Annotated in this window: 20 protein-coding genes; 14 read left to right on the top strand and 6 right to left on the bottom strand. The window is 50.5% G+C overall.

The window, feature by feature from the left end; all coding sequences use genetic code 11:
* Positions 1 to 10: 10 nt before the first annotated feature.
* The gene (locus AC3B4V_RS12020) at positions 11 to 157 is read right to left on the bottom strand and encodes a hypothetical protein (RefSeq protein WP_411211455.1); all 147 of its coding nucleotides are present in this window, start codon (positions 155 to 157) and stop codon (positions 11 to 13) included.
* Positions 158 to 305: 148 nt separating this feature from the next.
* Between AC3B4V_RS12020 and AC3B4V_RS12015 the strand changes: the two genes are divergently transcribed.
* A complete protein-coding gene (locus tag AC3B4V_RS12015; RefSeq protein ID WP_488378559.1) occupies positions 306 to 902 on the top strand; it encodes a hypothetical protein in 597 nt (198 codons plus the stop codon).
* Between the two features lie 21 nt (positions 903 to 923).
* Positions 924 to 2,108: a hypothetical protein gene (locus AC3B4V_RS12010; RefSeq protein WP_488378558.1), complete on the top strand. Its 1,185-nt coding sequence runs from the start codon at positions 924 to 926 to the stop codon at positions 2,106 to 2,108.
* A 47-nt stretch (positions 2,109 to 2,155) separates the two neighbouring features.
* On the opposite strand, the gene AC3B4V_RS12005 is transcribed toward AC3B4V_RS12010, so the two are convergent.
* Complete coding sequence (locus AC3B4V_RS12005; RefSeq protein ID WP_488378557.1) at positions 2,156 to 2,566, bottom strand: hypothetical protein; 411 nt, start codon at positions 2,564 to 2,566, stop codon at positions 2,156 to 2,158.
* 84 nt (positions 2,567 to 2,650) lie between these two features.
* Positions 2,651 to 4,114, bottom strand: coding sequence for a potassium/proton antiporter (locus AC3B4V_RS12000; protein WP_488378556.1), 1,464 nt, complete (start codon positions 4,112 to 4,114; stop codon positions 2,651 to 2,653).
* A gap of 160 nt (positions 4,115 to 4,274) precedes the next feature.
* Here AC3B4V_RS12000 and AC3B4V_RS11995 point away from each other — a divergent pair, with 160 nt between their 5' ends.
* The 10 genes from AC3B4V_RS11995 to AC3B4V_RS11950 all read left to right on the top strand — a co-directional run bounded on the left by AC3B4V_RS11995 (position 4,275) and on the right by AC3B4V_RS11950 (position 14,932).
* On the top strand, positions 4,275 to 5,147 hold the full coding sequence (locus AC3B4V_RS11995; RefSeq protein WP_023468304.1) for an SDR family NAD(P)-dependent oxidoreductase: 873 nt from the start codon (positions 4,275 to 4,277) through the stop codon (positions 5,145 to 5,147).
* A 222-nt stretch (positions 5,148 to 5,369) separates the two neighbouring features.
* Positions 5,370 to 5,855, top strand: coding sequence for a GNAT family N-acetyltransferase (locus AC3B4V_RS11990; RefSeq protein WP_023468305.1), 486 nt, complete (start codon positions 5,370 to 5,372; stop codon positions 5,853 to 5,855).
* 73 nt (positions 5,856 to 5,928) lie between these two features.
* Entirely contained in the window at positions 5,929 to 6,978 is a 1,050-nt protein-coding gene (locus AC3B4V_RS11985) for an oxidoreductase (protein WP_488378555.1), read from the top strand.
* Positions 6,979 to 7,160: 182 nt separating this feature from the next.
* On the top strand, positions 7,161 to 8,237 hold the full coding sequence (locus tag AC3B4V_RS11980; protein ID WP_488378554.1) for a C39 family peptidase: 1,077 nt from the start codon (positions 7,161 to 7,163) through the stop codon (positions 8,235 to 8,237).
* A 139-nt stretch (positions 8,238 to 8,376) separates the two neighbouring features.
* On the top strand, positions 8,377 to 10,080 hold the full coding sequence (locus AC3B4V_RS11975) for a DUF2339 domain-containing protein (protein ID WP_488378553.1): 1,704 nt from the start codon (positions 8,377 to 8,379) through the stop codon (positions 10,078 to 10,080).
* 134 nt (positions 10,081 to 10,214) lie between these two features.
* Positions 10,215 to 11,033 carry an iron uptake system protein EfeO gene (gene efeO / locus AC3B4V_RS11970; protein WP_488378552.1) on the top strand — a complete coding sequence of 273 codons (819 nt, stop codon included), beginning with the start codon at positions 10,215 to 10,217 and terminating at the stop codon, positions 11,031 to 11,033.
* A gap of 2 nt (positions 11,034 to 11,035) precedes the next feature.
* Positions 11,036 to 12,268: an iron uptake transporter deferrochelatase/peroxidase subunit gene (gene efeB / locus AC3B4V_RS11965; RefSeq protein ID WP_488378551.1), complete on the top strand. Its 1,233-nt coding sequence runs from the start codon at positions 11,036 to 11,038 to the stop codon at positions 12,266 to 12,268.
* Positions 12,252 to 13,925 carry an FTR1 family protein gene (locus AC3B4V_RS11960; RefSeq protein ID WP_488378611.1) on the top strand — a complete coding sequence of 558 codons (1,674 nt, stop codon included), beginning with the start codon at positions 12,252 to 12,254 and terminating at the stop codon, positions 13,923 to 13,925. The genes efeB and AC3B4V_RS11960 overlap by 17 nt, the downstream gene beginning before the upstream one ends.
* A gap of 86 nt (positions 13,926 to 14,011) precedes the next feature.
* A complete protein-coding gene (locus tag AC3B4V_RS11955) occupies positions 14,012 to 14,473 on the top strand; it encodes a general stress protein (RefSeq protein WP_488378550.1) in 462 nt (153 codons plus the stop codon).
* A gap of 93 nt (positions 14,474 to 14,566) precedes the next feature.
* Positions 14,567 to 14,932: a YciI family protein gene (locus AC3B4V_RS11950; RefSeq protein ID WP_488378549.1), complete on the top strand. Its 366-nt coding sequence runs from the start codon at positions 14,567 to 14,569 to the stop codon at positions 14,930 to 14,932.
* 113 nt (positions 14,933 to 15,045) lie between these two features.
* On the opposite strand, the gene AC3B4V_RS11945 is transcribed toward AC3B4V_RS11950, so the two are convergent.
* Positions 15,046 to 15,363, bottom strand: coding sequence for a hypothetical protein (locus AC3B4V_RS11945; protein ID WP_029341705.1), 318 nt, complete (start codon positions 15,361 to 15,363; stop codon positions 15,046 to 15,048).
* Between the two features lie 79 nt (positions 15,364 to 15,442).
* Positions 15,443 to 15,979, bottom strand: a complete 537-nt coding sequence (locus AC3B4V_RS11940) for a flavodoxin family protein (protein WP_064299884.1) — start codon at positions 15,977 to 15,979, stop codon at positions 15,443 to 15,445.
* A gap of 145 nt (positions 15,980 to 16,124) precedes the next feature.
* On the opposite strand from AC3B4V_RS11940, the gene AC3B4V_RS11935 reads away from it, so the two are divergent.
* The gene (locus AC3B4V_RS11935) at positions 16,125 to 16,793 is read left to right on the top strand and encodes a hypothetical protein (RefSeq protein WP_064299883.1); all 669 of its coding nucleotides are present in this window, start codon (positions 16,125 to 16,127) and stop codon (positions 16,791 to 16,793) included.
* Here the strand turns inward: AC3B4V_RS11935 and AC3B4V_RS11930 are convergent.
* Positions 16,781 to 17,632, bottom strand: coding sequence for an alpha/beta fold hydrolase (locus AC3B4V_RS11930; RefSeq protein WP_050677940.1), 852 nt, complete (start codon positions 17,630 to 17,632; stop codon positions 16,781 to 16,783). The two genes, AC3B4V_RS11935 and AC3B4V_RS11930, sit on opposite strands and share 13 nt — an antisense overlap.
* 113 nt (positions 17,633 to 17,745) lie before the next feature.
* Between AC3B4V_RS11930 and AC3B4V_RS11925 the strand changes: the two genes are divergently transcribed.
* Positions 17,746 to 18,750, top strand: coding sequence for a helix-turn-helix transcriptional regulator (locus tag AC3B4V_RS11925; RefSeq protein ID WP_050677941.1), 1,005 nt, complete (start codon positions 17,746 to 17,748; stop codon positions 18,748 to 18,750).
* Positions 18,751 to 18,794: the final 44 nt, after the last annotated feature.

Raw genomic sequence — 18,794 nt, 5'->3', positions numbered from 1 at the left:
CGGGTTATTGTTATTCTGTTTCAGGCGTTTGTTCCTGTTGCTGATCGAGTTCGACCGGTTCTTGGTCCACGGGTGGCTTCGCTTCAGTCAACGGGAAGGCGATGCCCGCACTTGTCAGCAAGGTGATCAAGGCGGCGCTCGTCAATGTTTGACGCATGGTCCGACACGTCCTTTCTGTCTGATTCCGACACTATATTTTAATAATTCTGAACATTCTTCATCGTTTCGTCAAGCAATCTTTTACTTCCACTACGTATTTTTCCCAAAAACCCAGTATACTTAAACATGAAAAAGGGGGAAATCGATTGAAATTAACGAAAGCCAACACACGTCTATTAGAAACCGTTTTACCACGCTTGAACCTGAATGTCGCAGAACCGGACCGGACGGAGATTGAAGACCGTCTGCGGGCAGATATCTATGAAGCCCAGCGAAAACAGCGTCCATTCGAAGAAATTCACGGTCTACCGGTCGAAGCACGCCTCGATCAGATGATCGCTGAATTACCACAACGACACCGGATGGAGACACAAAAACGCTGGACGCGAAACTATGTCTCGTCGATCCTGATGTTCATCTTCATCGAAGGGATCGATGGATTGTTCCAATTCGCTTTGATTGACTACTTATTCTTCTCGATCATCGCTCTATTCTTGATCGACGCGATGTCACAAGTCATCACGGCACCAAAGCTTAAACAAGTCAAACCGCGGGTGTGGATTCAATTCGTCATCAGCTTCATTTTGTTTTCAACCTACAAGGCACTGCTCGTGACGGTCTTCCCGGCACCGGACGTCTTGATTCAAGTCAGCGGAACGCCGTCTTATCTCATCGGCATCGCGGGACTCGTTGGTCTCTACATTTACTGGTCAAAGAATCCGTTACGAAAGCGCGGCGCATAATTCACGAGAGGAGAGGATTGCGTGGAGTTCACACATTGGAAACGACGGCTGCAAGATCATTTCGAACGAATGGGCTTTTCCCTACTGACGGAACGATTAGCATCGCAAGATATGGTCAAGCTCGAAGCGACACATGGTGCCTTCCTGTTCTTTCCGGTGACGATCCATCTGTATGAGCGGTCCGGCTGGAAGATGGTCGCCTTCGAAGCAGAGACGGAGGAGGAGCCACAACTCGTTGAGCAGCAGATTGCGTCGTTGTTCCAACTCTTGATGGTGACCTTTCAGGAAGAAGAACGCGAGTTCCTGCTCGGATTTCATGCGAATACCGGTCGTTACCTGACGGACCGTAATGCACCCGTCGGACGGCTCGTCCGTCTGATCGAAGAGTGCTGGTATGACGGTGACGTCCTGCGAGTCGACACATTCGATCCGTTTCCGGGACTGTTCGTCGCACCACCTTTTGCCCATCAAAGTTATGCCTTCATGCCGGAAGAACGGACGTGGCGCTTATCCGTCGGGCGTACTGGACGTCCGGCGAACGATTATCGTTTCGACGGAACGATTTTGTCCCCACACCGCTTACCGGAATCGGAATTATTCACCGTGACACCAAAGACGGTATCGTTAGAAGACGATAACGCGATCCGGACCTTACTGGAAACGGAACGACAGACGATTGCTAAGTTCCATGATCGCGCCATGGCGACGATTCGGGCGTACGACCCATCATTTGGTTTTGCTTGGCGCGGGACGCAGACATTTTTCCACGGTGTTCCGGTCAATCCATTCGCACAGCGCTTGTGGCTCGAGAACGGCGTGACGCGATACCGGATTCTACAACAAGGATCGACGCGATTGCTTGCTTCCGGTGAGACTTGTGACGCTGTCATTGAAATGCTCGATGCTGCCGTCAGCAGTGAAGAACCGGATGGTCAATCCGTCAGTCCGATTGGTCAACTGATCCTCGGGATTTGGCAACAGATCGAGTCGGACGAAGCGACGTATATCACGAACGTCGATTGCCGCGGCATCTCGCGTACACAAGCCGATAACCGCATTCGTCACGCGCTAGCACGACAAGAGACGATTGAGTGGGTGCACCGGGCACCGAACGAAAATGATATTTGTCGCTTTGCCGGTCTGACGTTGACCTTCCCGCATCGTCCACCGGGTGTCGTCACGATTGAACGAACGGAAGCAGAATAACACGAACAGGCACGTCCGCGAGTAAGCAGACGTGCCTGTTCGTTTTTTTAGTGCGCGTGCTGTGACAATCGATTAAAGACGACGGACAGACTGTAATAGATCATTGCTGTCAGAGCAGCGATCGTAAAAGAAAGCGGCAGGTCAAATGCGTCCTTCGTCGTCAAGAGAATCAGAAGACTCGCGATCACGATACCGTACACTCCGTAACCGAGGACTGTCGGCATATACGCTAATGTCGTCGATGACCGGTTGATGATCATGCCGATAAGGAAGTCGAGTAAGAAGCCGGACAGCAAGATGATCGGCAAGGCGAATAAGACGTATGACAAAAATGTTGAACCGAATGAATCATACATCGTATCCGATGTCCGATCTCGGAGCGGTGTATAGGATATGTATGCTAGGACGGTGCAAACGAGCGTGGTGGTCATAATGACGGCAAGTAATCGTTTCAACATTAAAGTTCCTCCTTTATTTTCCTGTTTGAGTATACCAATCCACACCAAAAAACACACCCTACTGGAGGATGTGTAAAGAGCGACCTATAACCCGAGCGACGCGATCAACCGTCGCACGTCCTGATCTGCTTGTTTAGGTGTTAAAATCAACAGTTGATCGTCTACGAGGACACGTGTCTGACCACGCGGCGTCAGAATTTCATCTTCACGAATGATCGCAACGACGAGCACATCCTGGGGCATCTCGATATCCTGTAGTGTCTTTCCAGCAATATGACTGTCTTGCAAAACGCGGACCTCGATGATCTCCGCTTGTGGATGGGTGACGGTCATGAATTTCAGGAACGGTTCGACCGTCGTGTCGGGCTGTGTCTCTAGCCCCATTCGCCGGACGATCCACGGCAAGGCCGTTCCTTGCAAAAGAGCAGACGTCATGACGGTGAAGAAGACGATATTGAAAAGAAGCGGCGCTTCAGAAAGACCACTCGAAAGCGGATAGGTCGCGAGAATGATCGGAACGGCGCCCCGTAATCCGGCTGCCGTGATGACACTCTGTTCTTTGACCGTGTACCGAAACGGGAGCAGCGACAAGACGACGGCAAGTGGACGAGCGAGCAGGATTAACGTCAGGACGATGACGGCCGAGACGAACAAGGTCCGAGGATCGAGCAATTGTTTCGGAAAAACGAGCAGTCCGAGCATGATGAACATGCCAATCTCTGCTAAATGCGACAAGCTGCCACTGAATCGTTTGAGCGTCTCGCGGTAGATCATGTCATGATTGTTGATCCAAATCCCGGTCAGATAGACGGCGAGAAACCCACTGGCGTGCAAAATCGTCGCAAGACCATACGAGAAGAGCGCACCGCTGAACAGAAGCGTCGGATAAAGGGCGGACGATGGCAACTCGATCCGGTTCAGCAGTTGTGTGACGAGATACCCGATCGCAAGACCAACTAGCGTCCCGAGTCCCATCTCGTAGATGAAGGAAAGAATACCCGCACCGATCGAGAACGACTCCGGCGCTAACGCAAACGATGTGAACAAGATCGTCAGGAAGACGGCCATCGGATCATTCGTTCCGGACTCCGCTTCGAGCGTATGTTTGACTTTGGCATCGACCGGTCGTCCACTGAGCAGGGAAAAAACAGCCGCCGCATCAGTCGAGCCGACGAGCGCGCCGATCAATAACGCGACCGGCCAAGAAAAATCAAGTAATAGATACGCAACGATGGCAATGATCCCGGTCGTTGCAAGGACCCCGACGGTCGCAAGAGACAGGGCAGCGGGGAGAATTTTCCGGAAGTGTGTCCACTTCGTATGCAAGCCACCGTCAAACAGAATCAGGACGAGCGCCATCGTCCCAAAGAGACGAGCTTGCTCGAAATCACCAAAGTTGATGATTCCTGTGACATCTGACCCTGCTACGATCCCGACGACGACGAACAGGATCAACGTCGGTACATTCAACCGGACGGCAAACTTCGTCGTGATGATCGCAATCAATAATAACGTTCCTGCGACGAATAAGATCGTCCCTTCTTCCATCCGACCACCTCTTTCGTGATAACATGTTCTCCTTTTAGTATACGTTACTTTTTGAAAATTTCGAAAAATAACGTCAAAACGAGGTGTACAAACGAAAAGAAAAAGGAAAACTAGAAGCAGAACTAGTTGCGTTCAAAATGGAACACAAGGAGGAAAAGGGATGAACATCTGTATTGTCACGGGTGCCAACTCCGGCATGGGGATGGTCACGATTCAAGAATTATTGGAACGAGGAGATCGGGTCATCGCTACCGTCCGTTCGCAGAAAAAAGCGACGGCACTCGTGCAACTACTGCGGGAACATGGTGTATCGCATACGCACCTCGAAATCGAGATCGTCCAACTCGATCAACTGGACTCCGTTCGTCGCTTCGCGGATCGTCTGTTTGATTTAGTCGGTCGCATCGACCGCTTGATTTTAAACGCCGGTGTCATGGTACCGCCGTATCATGTCACGAAGGACGGCTTCGAATCACAATTCCAGGTCAACTACTTGAGTCATTTCTATTTGATCGAGCGCTTATTGCCGTTACTTGAGAAAGGGAACGATCCGCGCGTCATCTCGATTTCATCGCTCGCAGGTGAAGGCGGCTTGATTCGGACCGACGTCGAACTCGAGGCGATCGCTCACGTCAAAAAAGAACACTATAGCCCGATGCGTTCCTACCGCGAATCGAAGCTCCTGCAAATGATTCATATGCGTGAACTGGCAGAGAAGCACGGCGACCGGATCACGTTCGTCAGCGTCCACCCGGGGATCGTCAATACGGATTTGTTTTATCGCGGCAAGTACGGCAAAGTGATGAAGACGTTACTCAAACCGGTCGCGCAAGTCGGATACTGGACCGGAAAACTCTATACACCAGAATACGGCGCGAAGACGGCACTCTATCTCGCAACGACCGACGATCCGCTCGATAATGGCGGCTACTATGCGGATTCCGCTCCACGACTCAGTAATCCGATTGTCGAAGACGACGAGTACCGGGCGCAAGCACGGAATTTGTCGCGTCGCTGGGTTGAACTCGCCTGAACGACAAAAAACGACCGGCTCGTGGGAAGCCGGTCGTTTATCCGTTGTGACGACTGGGGGTCAGATCACTCCTAAAGGATACGTTACATTGAAATAAAATTGTGGAATATGAAAAAAATCACAAAATAATGGGGAACGATGAAATCTTGAAGCAAAAAGGTTTTCTTCTCGCTGTACATTCGTTAGGATAGAGAAGAATTTTTTTGTAACAGGAGGAATAACATGATACGACAAGCTACATCAAAAGACGTTCGAAACATCGCAACCCTACTTGAGCAAAAAGCGCTCTCCCTCAAAGCCAGTGGTAGTAGCCAGTGGTCTGCTTATCTGGAGCAAGACATCGAACAACTCGTCGCGCGAGATTTAGAAGCCGGCCGCCTGTATGTCTTTGAGGATCAGAACGAGCTGCTTGGTTCCGTTGCCCTGCTTCCTTCGCTCGAATGGGATCAATCCTTGTGGGATGATGTAGAAGGTCTGTATATCCATCGAATCGTCGTCAGCGACCGCGCAAAAGGACGTGGTGTCGGTCGAAAACTACTGGAACACGCGATTGCAGTGACAGAGGATGAAGGAGAAATCCTACGACTCGACTGTGTCGCTTCAAACGAGTTTCTCAACGCGTATTACACGTCCTTCGGATTCGTCCATCAAGGAACACGGGACGGCTTCTCGATTTATGAGTATGAACGCATCGAAGCGACGGCTTGAAGCGGTTCAATCAAGACAACGGTCGTTTCGTTTGGTATGGTAAGAGAAAAAGAACGGTTCAAGGAGTGATCGGATGCGATTGAATATCGGCTTCATCGGCTTTGGCAAAAGTACGACCCGTTACCATTTACCGTACGTGATGATCGAGGACAACTATCACGTCACCTGGATTTACAATCGGAAGGAAAAACCGGAGCTGTTCGCCTCCTATCAGGATCGACTGCCGGATGCCCGTTTTACGACGGATCTGTCCGAAATGCTCGCTGACCCGGTACTTGATGTCGTCGTCATCAATACACCACCGGCGACACATTTCGAATACGCGTTGCTCGCGCTGCAACATCAAAAGCACGTTCTCGTCGAAAAGCCATTTACGGTGACGGAAGAGGAGACGAAGCGTCTATTTGCAGAAGCACATGCGCAAGGCGTCAAGATTCTCGCCTATCAAAACCGACGTTACGACAGCGACTTCCAAGTCGTCGCGCAAATCATCCGGTCCGGGAAACTTGGTCGTCTCGTCGAGGTCGTCTCGCAATTTGATCTATTCCGCCCAGAAGCGGCGTCGGCTGATGCGCGTCACGAAAACGGTGCGCTTTACGGACTCGGCGTCCATACGCTCGATCAAATCATCGCTTTGTTCGGAAAACCGGACAAGGTCGCCTTTGACGTGCGCAGTGTTCGACTGCCGCATAATCCAGACGACGCGTTTGCGATTGATCTCTATTATCCGGAGCTCAAGGTCAGCGTCCGGACGAGTCATGTCGCACTTGCCCCGGCACCCCGGTGGATGTTACACGGCACGAACGGCACGTTCATCAAACAACACGTCGACCGGCAAGAGCTCGATTTGAAAGCGAACTACTTCCCGGGAGAAGAGGGATTCGGTGAGGATTCAGAAGACGATTATGGGCGTTTGATCTATCACGATGAACACGGTCATCTGCAAGACGTCCGGATCCCGAGTCCTGTTGGTGATTACGGTAAAATGTATCGCGCCTTTTACCGCAGTATCGTCGAAGATGCACCGCTTCCCGTGAAAGAAGAAGATACCTTGTTTGTTGCCCACCTGCTCGAACAAGCTTTTGCGCAACCGTCACCTTATATCTTGACGATCCAAAATTAAATTTTAATTTGATTGCAGGTTGATGACAACTCGACTGTGCCCATAGGCATGGTCGGTTTTTTTGATATAAAGAACAGGTGCATTCCTTATTTTTCAGATTTTTCTAAAGAAATGTTGATTATTTTTTCAAAAAGTTGGGAATAAGGGAATGTCTCACCAAATCAAAACATAGGGGGTCTATCATGAAACGATTCTTATCCGCTTTGCTCGTAGCGGTTGTCATCGTTGGCGTACTCAGCCCTTCGTTGATCGCTGAGGCCGCGACGAAGTTGACCGTGACGACGGATGTCTTACGCGTCCGCGAGAAACCGTCGACATCGAGTAAGATTCTCGGTAACGTCTACAAAGGGAATGTCTACACATCAAAGGGAACGTCCGGCAGCTGGTATAAAATCAGCTACAAATCCCGCACAGGCTACATACACAAGAACTACGTCAAATCGTCCTCGTCGAAATACACATCGACTGGGACGAAGTATACGACGGTCGGTACGCTCAACGTCCGGACAGGTGCTGGAACGAAGTATAAGGTCGTAGGGCAGCTGAACAAAGGGGTTGCCGTTTCGACATATGGCACATCAGGGAGCTGGACACGGATTCTCTACAAAGGAAGCTACCGCTATATCTCGACACAATACGTCTCGAAGTCGAAACCATCGACGACGACGAAGAAGCTGAACGTCCCGTACTACAACCAATATTCACTCGGGTATCCATCTGGCTGTGAGTTCGTCTCGTTGAAGATGGCACTTGAATACAAGAAAAAAGCCGTCTCTGCTGCGTCACTCTACAATCAAATGCCGAAAAGCATGAAGAACGCGACGTATAAGAACGGGAAGTATTACTGGGCAGATCCAGAAAAAATGTTCACGGGGAATCCAGCCGGAACGCTTGATTACTACAAGAACTGGGGCATCTATCCGAAAGGGATCCTACCACTCGCGAAAAAATACCGCAGTGGTGCCGTTGATATTTCGAAAATGGGCGTCTCGAAGATTGAACGTGAAATCCGCAGCGGTAACCCGGTCATCGTCTGGGCAACGGTCGATTTCAAGAATCCATATGGCTACTTCTCTTGGATTAAACCGGACGGTAAAACATTCACAGGTTACCGGAACTATCACGTCATGCTCGTGACAGGTGTCTCAAGTGGTTCGTTCTACGTCTCGGACCCATACCGCGGCAAGTACAGTGTCAGTCGCTCGCAGTTCACATCCGTTTTCAATCAAACGGGACAATATGCGTTATCTGTTCGTTAAACTCTTATCCGGTCGCTCCCACGCGACCGGATTTTTGTCATTTTCAGGCATATCGATACGAAATCTACTGTAAAATGAAGGAGTTCACCTGCTAGGTGTGTAAAAGAATGACAATGTATCCATGAAAGGAAGTGAAGAGATGGAAGATCCACGGATCACGCGTCTCGAGCAGGAGATTGCGGCGTTACGACAACGAGTAGCTGCCCTTGAAGGACAGAACACTTCGCCTGTCGCACCTGAACCGAGCGAACCAGAAGTAAGTACAGTCGCTCGCCCAGCTCCGCGCCCTGCTTATACGAAACGAAAGCCGGTTGTTCCTCCACCAACATTTAAAGAAAAACGCTCCCGCGAAGAATGGGAACAAGTCATCGCGACCGTCTGGTTACCTCGGATTGGAGCGATATTCGCTGCACTCGGGGCTTTATTCCTTTTCTCCTACGCCTCGGTTGCCGGTCTGATCAGTCCGCCTGTCCGCATCGGAAGTGGGGTCTTGATTGGTCTACTCGTCATCGCTCTCGGAGAATACCAGTATGAGAAGAAACGACGTGAGCTCGGGGTCGGACTCGTCGCGACCGGTACGATCGTCGCGTTGGCGGCACTGTTCGCCGGGATGGCCTTATATCAATTCTATCCACCGTCTTTAGCTTTCTTACTTGAGCTCGTCGTCGTCTTCATCGCGTACGGTTTGATGCTCTGGATGCGATCGCAAGCCTTGCTCGTCCTCGTATCCATCACCGGTTTCTTATTACCATATCTACAATTATCAGACGAACCGAACTTACCGCTCTTCTTATTATACGAAGTCGTCCTGTTCGCAGCGATCTTCTTTGCGGTTGACCGACTGAAGGCAAAAAAAGCGTTTGTCTTCGCTTGGGTGATCTTTACGATCGCACTCGCGTTCGGTCTACTCTCGTTAGAGCTCTACTGGCTTGATGAACAGGTACCACGACTTGATGAGTGGTCGGTCTTACTTGCATCACTCTTTGGTTACGGTGCGACGTCGTTCGTCGGTCGACGGATCCAGTTTCAGCCAAACGTCCCAAGCTGGCTTGCTGGAGGTGTCGTATTACTGACGTTACTGATTCTCGATTGGTCGTTCGGAGCATTTGCCGCAATTCTATTCGCAGGCATTGCTTATGTGCTTGCTGATCGATTAAAGGATCCCGCTCAAAACGGCGTCGGTCACGTTGCCTTACTCGTCGCCGTTCTCTTGATTCCGGCAGATGCCCTCAGCTGGACCTATCAACTACGTTACTTTTTGATTGCCGGGTTGATCGCCGCATTTTGGTTCGTTCCACAGGCACGCATGCCGCATCAACGGTTGTTTAACGTCGGCTTGTATGTCGTCTTTATCTTTTCAGCCGTCGTTGATTATGAATCTTATCAAAGCCTAGGTCTCTCCTACGCCTTGACGGTGCTCGCGATGGTCATCGCTTCGACGGCATTCGTCTTGCTCCTCGTTCAGACACATCGTGATCCGGTTTGGAAAGGGTCATGGCAACTTGTCCTCGTCTTAGCTGCAATCGGTGTCTTTACGACCTACACGTTGATCATCATGGAGTTACCATTCTACCGCGGTCTTGAAGAGACGGCGCGTAGTACGACGTTGTCCGCTGCCTATATCGTCCTCGCACTCGTCCTTGTCGCAATCGGTCGGATGCGGACGTCGTCGACGTGGCGATTGTCCGGGTTGTTGCTACTGACAATCAGTGCCGTCAAGCTTTTGCTATTCGATTTGTCGTTCCTCAGCTTGTTCCAAAAAGCATTCGTCTTTATTGGCTTTGGGATCGTCACGTTCATCATTTCGCGGACGTACTTCAAAAAACGTAAAGAACAAGCCTGACAAAACGCTTGAATCGGTTGAAATGAACCGGTTCAAGCGTTTTTAATTGCTCAAAAATTTTTATTGATAACGATTATCATTGTCGTCTATACTATTTAAGGAACTGACTTAATTAGTAACAGGGGGAACCATACATGAAACAAGCATTATTGATGACAGGGGCGCTCGCCGTCGTTTTAGCAGGTTGCAGTGAAGCGAAACAAGCGGAGACACCGGCACCAAAAAAGACGAATTTTGACCAGGTCGTTGCGGATTACCGGACGTACGCGATCAACGAAATTGATACATTCGTTCGTGAGACAGAAAAGTTCACGAATGCCGTACAAGCGGGAAAGCTTGAAGAAGCGAAAGCGTTGTACGCGCCGACACGGATGTATTACGAACGCGCAGAACCAATCGCGGAAGTGTTCGGTGACCTCGATCCGAAGATTGATGCCCGAGCAGGCGATGTCAAAGCGTCGGAGTGGGGCGGTTACCACCGGATTGAGCAAGGGTTATTCGAAAAGGGAACGACAAAAGGTTATGAAGCGTACGCGAAACAATTGATGAAGGACGTTCATTTACTGCGGGCGAAGGTCGAGACGGTCGAGGTGACACCAGAATTACTCGTCACGGGGGCGACGGATTTGCTAAACGAAGTCTCGACCTCAAAAGTGACAGGCGAAGAAGACCGCTATTCGCATACGGACTTATATGACTTCGCAGCAAACGTCGAAGGGGCTGAAAAGATTTACGAACTGTTGAACCCAGCGCTGAAAAAACAAGATGCGGCGTTATCAAAAGAGATTGCGGCTCGCTTCAAGGATGTCCACGCGTTACTCGATGCGAAGAAACAGGGTGACGGCTATGTCCTCTATACGAGTCTCTCGAAACAAGACGTCAAACAGATGAGTGTCGCCATCAATGAACTCGCGGAACCGCTCTCGAAGATGGGCATCGTACTGGAGGGATAAGCATGAAACCAATCCAAGAAGGTGTTACGCGGCGTGACGTCCTGAAGGTCGCGGGTTTGACGAGTCTCGGAGCTGCCCTTTATGCCAGTGGTCTTGAAAAGTTCCTTCCACGGACATTGACTGTTGAAGCCAGTGACCAAGAGCCGTTCTACGGGACGTATCAAGCGGGAATTCTGACACCCCCACAAAATCATGTCCAAGTCGTGGCGTTTGATATCAAGACGGAGCGACGCGATGAGTTGGTCGATTTATTAAAACGCTGGACGCGGTTATGTGCCAGACTTGCTGCCGGATTACCATACGGTGATTCCGACTCCCGCTACGTCCCACCGGAAGATACGGGGGAAGCGGATGGTCTATCGGCGGGTCACTTGACGTTTACGTTCGGATGCGGTCCAAGTCTGTTTGACGGTCGCTTCGGCATCCGTCATAAACGACCGGATGCTCTTAAAGCGTTACCAACGTTCGATCTCGATCGTCTCGACGAAAAATGGAGCGGAGGCGACCTCGTCGTCCAAGTGTGCGGTGATGATGCCCAAGTCGTCTTCCATGCAATCCGTAACCTCGTCCGTGTCGGACGTGGGACGGTCGCGATGCGTTGGTCCCAAGCTGGTTTCCAGCGCAGTAAAGCAGCAGATGCCTCTGGCGGGACGCCGCGTAATCTATTCGGCTTCAAGGACGGTACGGGGAATCCTGACGTCTCGAAGAAGCAGGTCCGGAAAGAATCGCTCTTTTGTCAGTGGCAAGACGGAACACCATGGTTGACGAACGGCTCGTTCCTCGTCGTCCGTCGCATCCAGATGCACCTTGAAGTCTGGGACCGGACGATTCTAAAAGAGCAAGAACGGACCTTCGGGCGCGAACGCGCTTCCGGGGCTCCGCTTGGTTCAACAGACGAGTTCGCTTCCGTCACACCAGCGAAACGACAAGCTCGTGGCGAAGCCGCCTTACCGGTTGACTCGCATACCGCTGTCGCGCACGGGGACGGGAAGACAGCGATCTTACGCCGTTCCTACTCGTATCAGGATGGTATCGATGAAAAGACAGGTGCCCTTGATGCTGGACTACTCTTTTTATCGTATCAGCGTTCACCGAAACAATTCATCGAGATTCAGCGTCGTCTTGCCGCACAGGACCGATTGAATGAATACATCACGCACCGTGGAAGTGCCGTCTTCGCCTGCTTCGGTGGAATCTCGAAAGGAGGCTACATCGGTGATGCGTTATTTGCGTAATCTTATCCTGTTATTTGTACTCCTTATAGCCGGTCAACACGCGGTGCCCGTCCATGCTGCATCGACGGATGATCTCTATGTCGCAATCGGACAAGCCCTGTCTGCCGTCGCAAGTAAAGATCGCGCAGCACTGAATCAAGCGATTGATGAACTAAGACAAGCTGCTCAAGACTTACCTGATCAACAAGCGGCAATCACGAAAGCCGTCAAACAGGTCGATGCGAAACGGTCGGCAACGTTTCCGGAAGTCCGCGAGCAACTGACAGCACTCTCTGCTGCCGTCCGCAAGCAAGAAGAAGCAACGAAACCGAGGACGGATCCGGTCGCAAAAGCAAAGGTGAAGCAATTGCTTTCGTTGACGAAAGAGATGCGGCAGGTCAAAGCGAGCGACCGTCCGGCAGCGGAGCAACGGTTGTTGACCGCTTGGGCGACGCACGAGAGTCTTGTTCGTAATGACAGTGTCGGTCACTATGGCAACATCGAGATGGCACTTGCGTCGATCCGAATCGCGGCAGCGCGAAAACCTTCGGATACGAAGGACTGGAAAGCCGCACTTGATCAGTTCGATACGGCTGTCCAGTCCTTCCTCGACGGAAAGCAGGTCCAGGCGAAGAAAACGGGACTGCAGTCACTTCTGACGCCACTTGAAAAGGCGCAAACCGCACTTGCGGCAAATGATTTACCGCAAGCGAAAGAAGCGATTGAAGCGTTTCTGAAGACTTGGCCACGTGCGGAAGGTGAGGTTCGGACACGTAATGAAGGTCTCTATATCCAGCTTGAATCCGATGTACCACTGTTACTTGCCCGCCTGAAGCCGGAAACGAGGGAAAAGACGGCAAAAGAACTCCAGTCGTTTGAGAATGCTATCGCACAATTACAAACGAAGACGCATTATACGTTTGTTGATGCAATGCTCGTCATGCTGCGGGAAGGTCTCGAAGCGTTATTGATCGTCAGCGCGCTTGTTGCTTTCGCGCGGAAAAGTCGATCGAAACAAGAAGGAAAGGTTTGGGCAGGCGCTGGGCTTGGTCTGATCGCAAGCGGTCTGTTAGCGCTTATCTTGCAGACGGTCTTTCAGGCCTCGTTCGCAGCGACAGGTCGGGAACAAATTGAAGGCTACACGGGCATCGTCGCCGTCGTCGTCATGTTGTTCGTCGGCTACTGGTTGCACTCGAAAAGCGCCGTCGCCAAACGAAAACACTTTTTGTCGACGCTTTCGACGACGTCTTTGTTCTTCGTCAGTTTCTTGACGATCTTCCGAGAAGGCGCCGAGACGTTGTTGTTCTATATCGGAATGGCACCAGCGATGACGAAAACTGCCTTGTTATCCGGAATCGGTCTTGCAATCGTCATCATCGGTCTCGTCTCGTACGCAGTCATTCAGATCGGTGTTCGTTTACCGATCCATCGTCTGTTCCAAGTCGCATCGTGGTTGATCTATCTGATGGCGTTCAAGATTCTTGGTACGAGTCTGCACGCGTTGCAGCTGACGAACATCTTACCGATTCATCCATTCAATGGACTCGGAACTGCCGGGTGGCTTGGCTTTTATCCGACGCTCGAGACGCTTATCCCGCAAGTCGTCCTGATGATTCTGATTGCCTTGTTTACGATCTGGCAAAAGCGGCGTGCGTCTTCAATCCAGACTGCTGCTTGATCCATTTTTCAATTTCAGGTTTCAACTATTATGTTTCGGGTATAACTTCTTATCAGCAGCTTGCTGCATGAAAGAGAGGGATTTTTATGCTTGAAACACGCATCGTACGAAACATGACCGCTGTCGACGCAGAAGTGACGAGCCTCAAATCAAGTGGCTATTCGAATAAACAGATTTATATTTTTGCTAAAGATGAAGAACTCGCGGAACGGATCGCGAATGACACACAGACGTTACCGTACCGCGTGACGAAGAAGTCGTTCTTCGAGACATTATTATCAGCCGTCCGTAGTAACCGAAATGACCGGATCGCGCAGTTGTCCGAGCTTGGCATGACGAAGGATGTCGCTGAGAATCTAGAAGATGAAGTCCGACACGGTCGGATCGTCATCGTCGGTTCGAAATCCGATTTACTGAATCCAGCGTTCGCGGCGTCGTACGTGACGGATGAAGCAACCGATTATGGTGCTGGCGTACCAAAACTTGAAGACGAGGAAACGACGACGACGTTACCAGCCGATCAAAACGTCAAGTTAAAAGATGAATGATACAAAAGCCTCCTGTTTCTCAGCGTAGAGACAGGAGGCTTTTGTTTAGCCTTCTCATGGAAGGGAATGGGAAAGTTGAGAGGAGGAGAGACAATGCAATTCTTATATGTCGGTTATTACGATGCTGAGCGGATGGATGCTTTATCGAAGGAAGAGATCGATGCTTTGATGTCGCGTTGTGATGCGTTGATGAACACCTTCAATGAACAAGTCGATGTCCTATCAGACTGGCACCCGGGTCTTACAACACAAGCATTTTACTGGCAGGATGGGGTCGTACAGAAGAAAGTAGAGCCGGATCGAACGCATGGAGAGCAGATTGGCAGTTTGATTGTCTTTGAAGCACGTGATTTCGATCATGCGATGGAACTGGCTTCCCTTCACCCGACGACCCAAGTCGCAGAAGGGGAATCTTACGGGTGGCGCGCGGAAGTCCGACCGTTATCAGGTACTTCTTAATGTATGGGTTATGGACGACGTTTACGATTTGTACTGACAGATCAACCACTCGGTGGCAAAGGACTCATGTAAACCAAAAACCCCTCCTCTAGTCGAGAAGGGGTTACATGCTGTTAGGTTGTCGTCCACTGGATATCGATGACGTCCGACGCTCGCACCATCCGGCGCATACCTGTCGATGTGACGAGTTCAATCGTTCCGCGGTCATGAAAAATCGCTTGGATCGAACCGGATACCGTATCGAGTTGTTTTAATCGGACGTGGACCGTCTGTCCGGTCCGGACTGCACGTTCCATGATGTGTTGTAAGGAGAGGCGATCACGAACAATCGTCTCTTCGCGTGATTGATACAGATGTTCAAGATGAAGGATATGCTGGCGTGAAGTCAGTTGTTTCCACTTGCGATTCGATCGTTTTTTAGATGCGAACATGGCTGACCACCTCCTGAATTGAGTCGTACGCTAGATAGTCGTGCGCTCTGCTTCAGTTATTTCCCTTCACGAACAGTGCTTAAACACGTGCTCCTGACATTTTTTCACGAAACGCCTCGATTGCGGCAATCGCTTCTTGATCATACTCGACCTCACCTGGTGCATTTCCTTCGGCAAGAATCGCTGTCTCAAGCGTCGCGCCAAGGAACGATGCGATATGCTCGAACTGCGTGACGAGCGCTTGTCCTTTAACGCGTGGATTGTCTCCTCCGACCGCGATCAAGTGGAATCGTTTCCCCGCCATCCGGCTTTTGAAGTCAAGCTCTTCGTCGCGCAGTGACTCGCTGAATCGATCGATGAATAATTTCATCTTCGTCGACATCGAGTACCAGTAAATCGGAGTGATGAACAGGATGTCATCGTGTTCAAGCATCTCTTCGACAATCCGGCGATAGTCATCGCCAATCGGCAAAAAGCCTCCATGATGACGGCGGTCTTCAATCGGCTGAATCGAGACGTTCGCCAAATCGACAGCAACATGAGGGATTCCTTTCAATGCTTGTTCCCCGAGCCATTCACTGTTTCCTTTACGTGAGCTACCAAAAATCGTATACATATCGTGCATCTCCTTTTGAATTCGATTGTTCTATTCTATTCCAAACTGCACTGTCAATACACCGATATGCTCACAATTGGTTTTGAATAAGGGTTTTGCGGAAAAAGACAAGAAGACGAAAAACAAATAGGGGAGGAACGGTCGAATGGAGAGAAGCACGCTCATTGCGCTAGAAAAACACTTATATGCCATCCACCTCGAGATGGATGGACTGGCGCGACTCATTACGAAACAATTGATTCATTTGAGCCAAGTGGCTGCATCCGTCGAACATTTTCGACGGATGAGCTTTGATATCTATAAACATCGGACGTCACTCGAGCAGATCCCGTCACAAGTCTTGTATGAGACGGCACTCGACTACGAAGACTGGCTCGAGGAAGAGTTTGATGAGATTCCTGCTAGCTGGCAACTGGCGACGAAAGAGGAAGAGGCACTCGAGCAGCTCTGGTGGTTCGAATTCTCACGAATTCAAGCGGAGCTCGAAGAATGGCTCAGTCTCTATCTGATTCGCCGGATTCGAGAAGACGTTCGTTACATGCCGCCGGTGATCGAGAAAAATGCCTATGCTTTATCAGAGGATGCCCGCCATGTCTTTTGGCGCCTCTTACAACGCTCCGTCGCGAAGCCTTCATCAAAGATCAAGGCGAACCAACTGTCATGTCGGATGGGCATCTCTGAGATTGCCCGCTGTGCTCGACTTAATCAAGACCGGACGCGTCGTGCGATTGGTGAACTAACGCGTCGTGGTCTGATTGCGATCGAGGAGGATGATGAGAAGCTAAAAATGCGGCTCCGCCTTCAAGTCATCTGATTGAAGGCGATGAACCGTTCGATCATCCGTTCATCCCGACGTGCGGATGGACCGATCCAAATCAGGTGACCGGGACTTTTCGATTCAATGAACTGCGCGTGAGGAATGCTCCGTCGTGCGTGTTCCGCATGCTCGAACGGAACAGCACGGTCTGACTTCGAATGGACGATCAAGACGGGACACGTGACGGCTTCAAGCCGTTCTCGTTCTAAGTCTTGTGTGATATCAAACAAGACACCTCGCCCAGGACCATTTTGAAGACCAACCTCATATAATAACGACGCATCCGTCTCACTAATGTGGGTACGGATCGTTTCGCGTGGTAAAAGACTCGTCATCTCGACCATCCGAACCGCTGCTTCTTCAGGAAACTTACGAATCTTATCCTTCACATACGTCCAAAGCCCCCACTGGATGAACTGCAAAGGGCGTTGTAAGACCGGTTGGATCAAAAGACGGTGATACGGCAGCGAGATCCGGTGCGTCATCGCACACGCTAAGACGAGGGCATGAACGCCTGGATCCATTCCAGCAAGTGCAATTGCCGTCGGTCCGCCGGCAGAGATGCCGTAAACGGTGTACTGTTCAATCTGGCGGGAAGCAAGCCACCCAGCGTAGAACGTTGCAAGCGCCTCTGGACTATCTGCGAGCTGAAGTGGCGTTCTTCCGTATCCCGGACGTGACGGTACGATAACACGATATCCTGCCGTGATTAACTTTTCGACATGGTAGACCTCCCGGTAATCCGACTGCGTACCATGAATCAAAAGAATGACGGGACCGCTCCCGCTATCTCGGTAATCAAAGCGCTGACCATTCCATTCTGCGATATAATGCATCCAAATTCTCCTATCTCTTAATTTTTACCATTTTATTGTTAATTTAATATTCATTTTCATGTATACTGTAAAGTATAACCAAACCATTGTGACTTAGGAAATGAGGATGCGTAGTGTCTAACGAAAAATTAACGAACCGTGACCGCTTACTTGCTGTACGAGAAATCTTCGAACGTCAGTCGGATGAAGACCATACGTTGACGCTTGAGGAATTGAGCATGGAACTCTCGAAACGAGGACTGATCGAGAAGCTATCCCGAAAATCGTTGAAGGATGATATTGCGGCACTTGCCAAATCAGGTTTTGACGTCGTGGCGGAAGAGACGAAGAATGGACTTGCCATTCCGTATCATCTCGTCAGTCGTCCCTTTGAGCATCATCAGCTCCGATTGCTCGTCGATGCCATCGCCAGTGCGAAGTTCATCTCGGAAAGTGAGACGACGTCGCTCGTTAAGACGATTCAGTCGTTGACGAGTGACAAGATGGCGGAGTCACTCCAACCGGTGCTACATACTGTCAAAAAACCAAAAGGAATGACGTCGCGCTCGATCGATACGATTCAGAAAGCAATTAGCGATGGGTTCGTCATCAGTTTCCAGTACCAAGGAAAGTTTAATGAACGGACGCGGAAGTTCGAGTTACGGAAGGATGGCGAGCATTACCTCGTTTCTCCGGCTCATCTGTTGATGGATAACGGAAATTACTATTTGATTGGACGCGATGAGCGGATCAAAGAGATCCGAACGTACCGGGTCGACCGAATCGTCGATTGTAAAGCGTTCGAACCGATGGAAGAACCGGTCCATGTCGAGCCGAGTTACTTAAGTAACATGTTCAACATGTACGGGGGAGAGAACGAGCAATTGACGCTTAAATTCCAGGAGAGTCTGATGCCAACCGTCGTCGACCGATTCGGAACGGATATCCGCTGCCGTCGTCTCGATGACCTCTGGTTCGAGGTCAAAGTCGATGCGCTCTTTTCCGACGGTTTCATGATGTGGCTGATTCAGTTCGGCAACCAGGCGGAAATCATCGCGCCTGTCGAACGGCGGGAGACATTCAAGAACAAGGTGGCAGGTCTTGCGACGATGTACCAAGTCGAAACACCTGCTCTCTAAGGGCTAAAGCAAGGTTCACTTGACCGTGGATCTTGCTTTTTTAA

This window comes from Exiguobacterium sp. E17S, assembly GCF_057772545.1.
The sequence above is the reverse complement of the archived record's forward strand: the minus strand, read 5'-3'. Positions and strand labels throughout refer to the sequence as shown.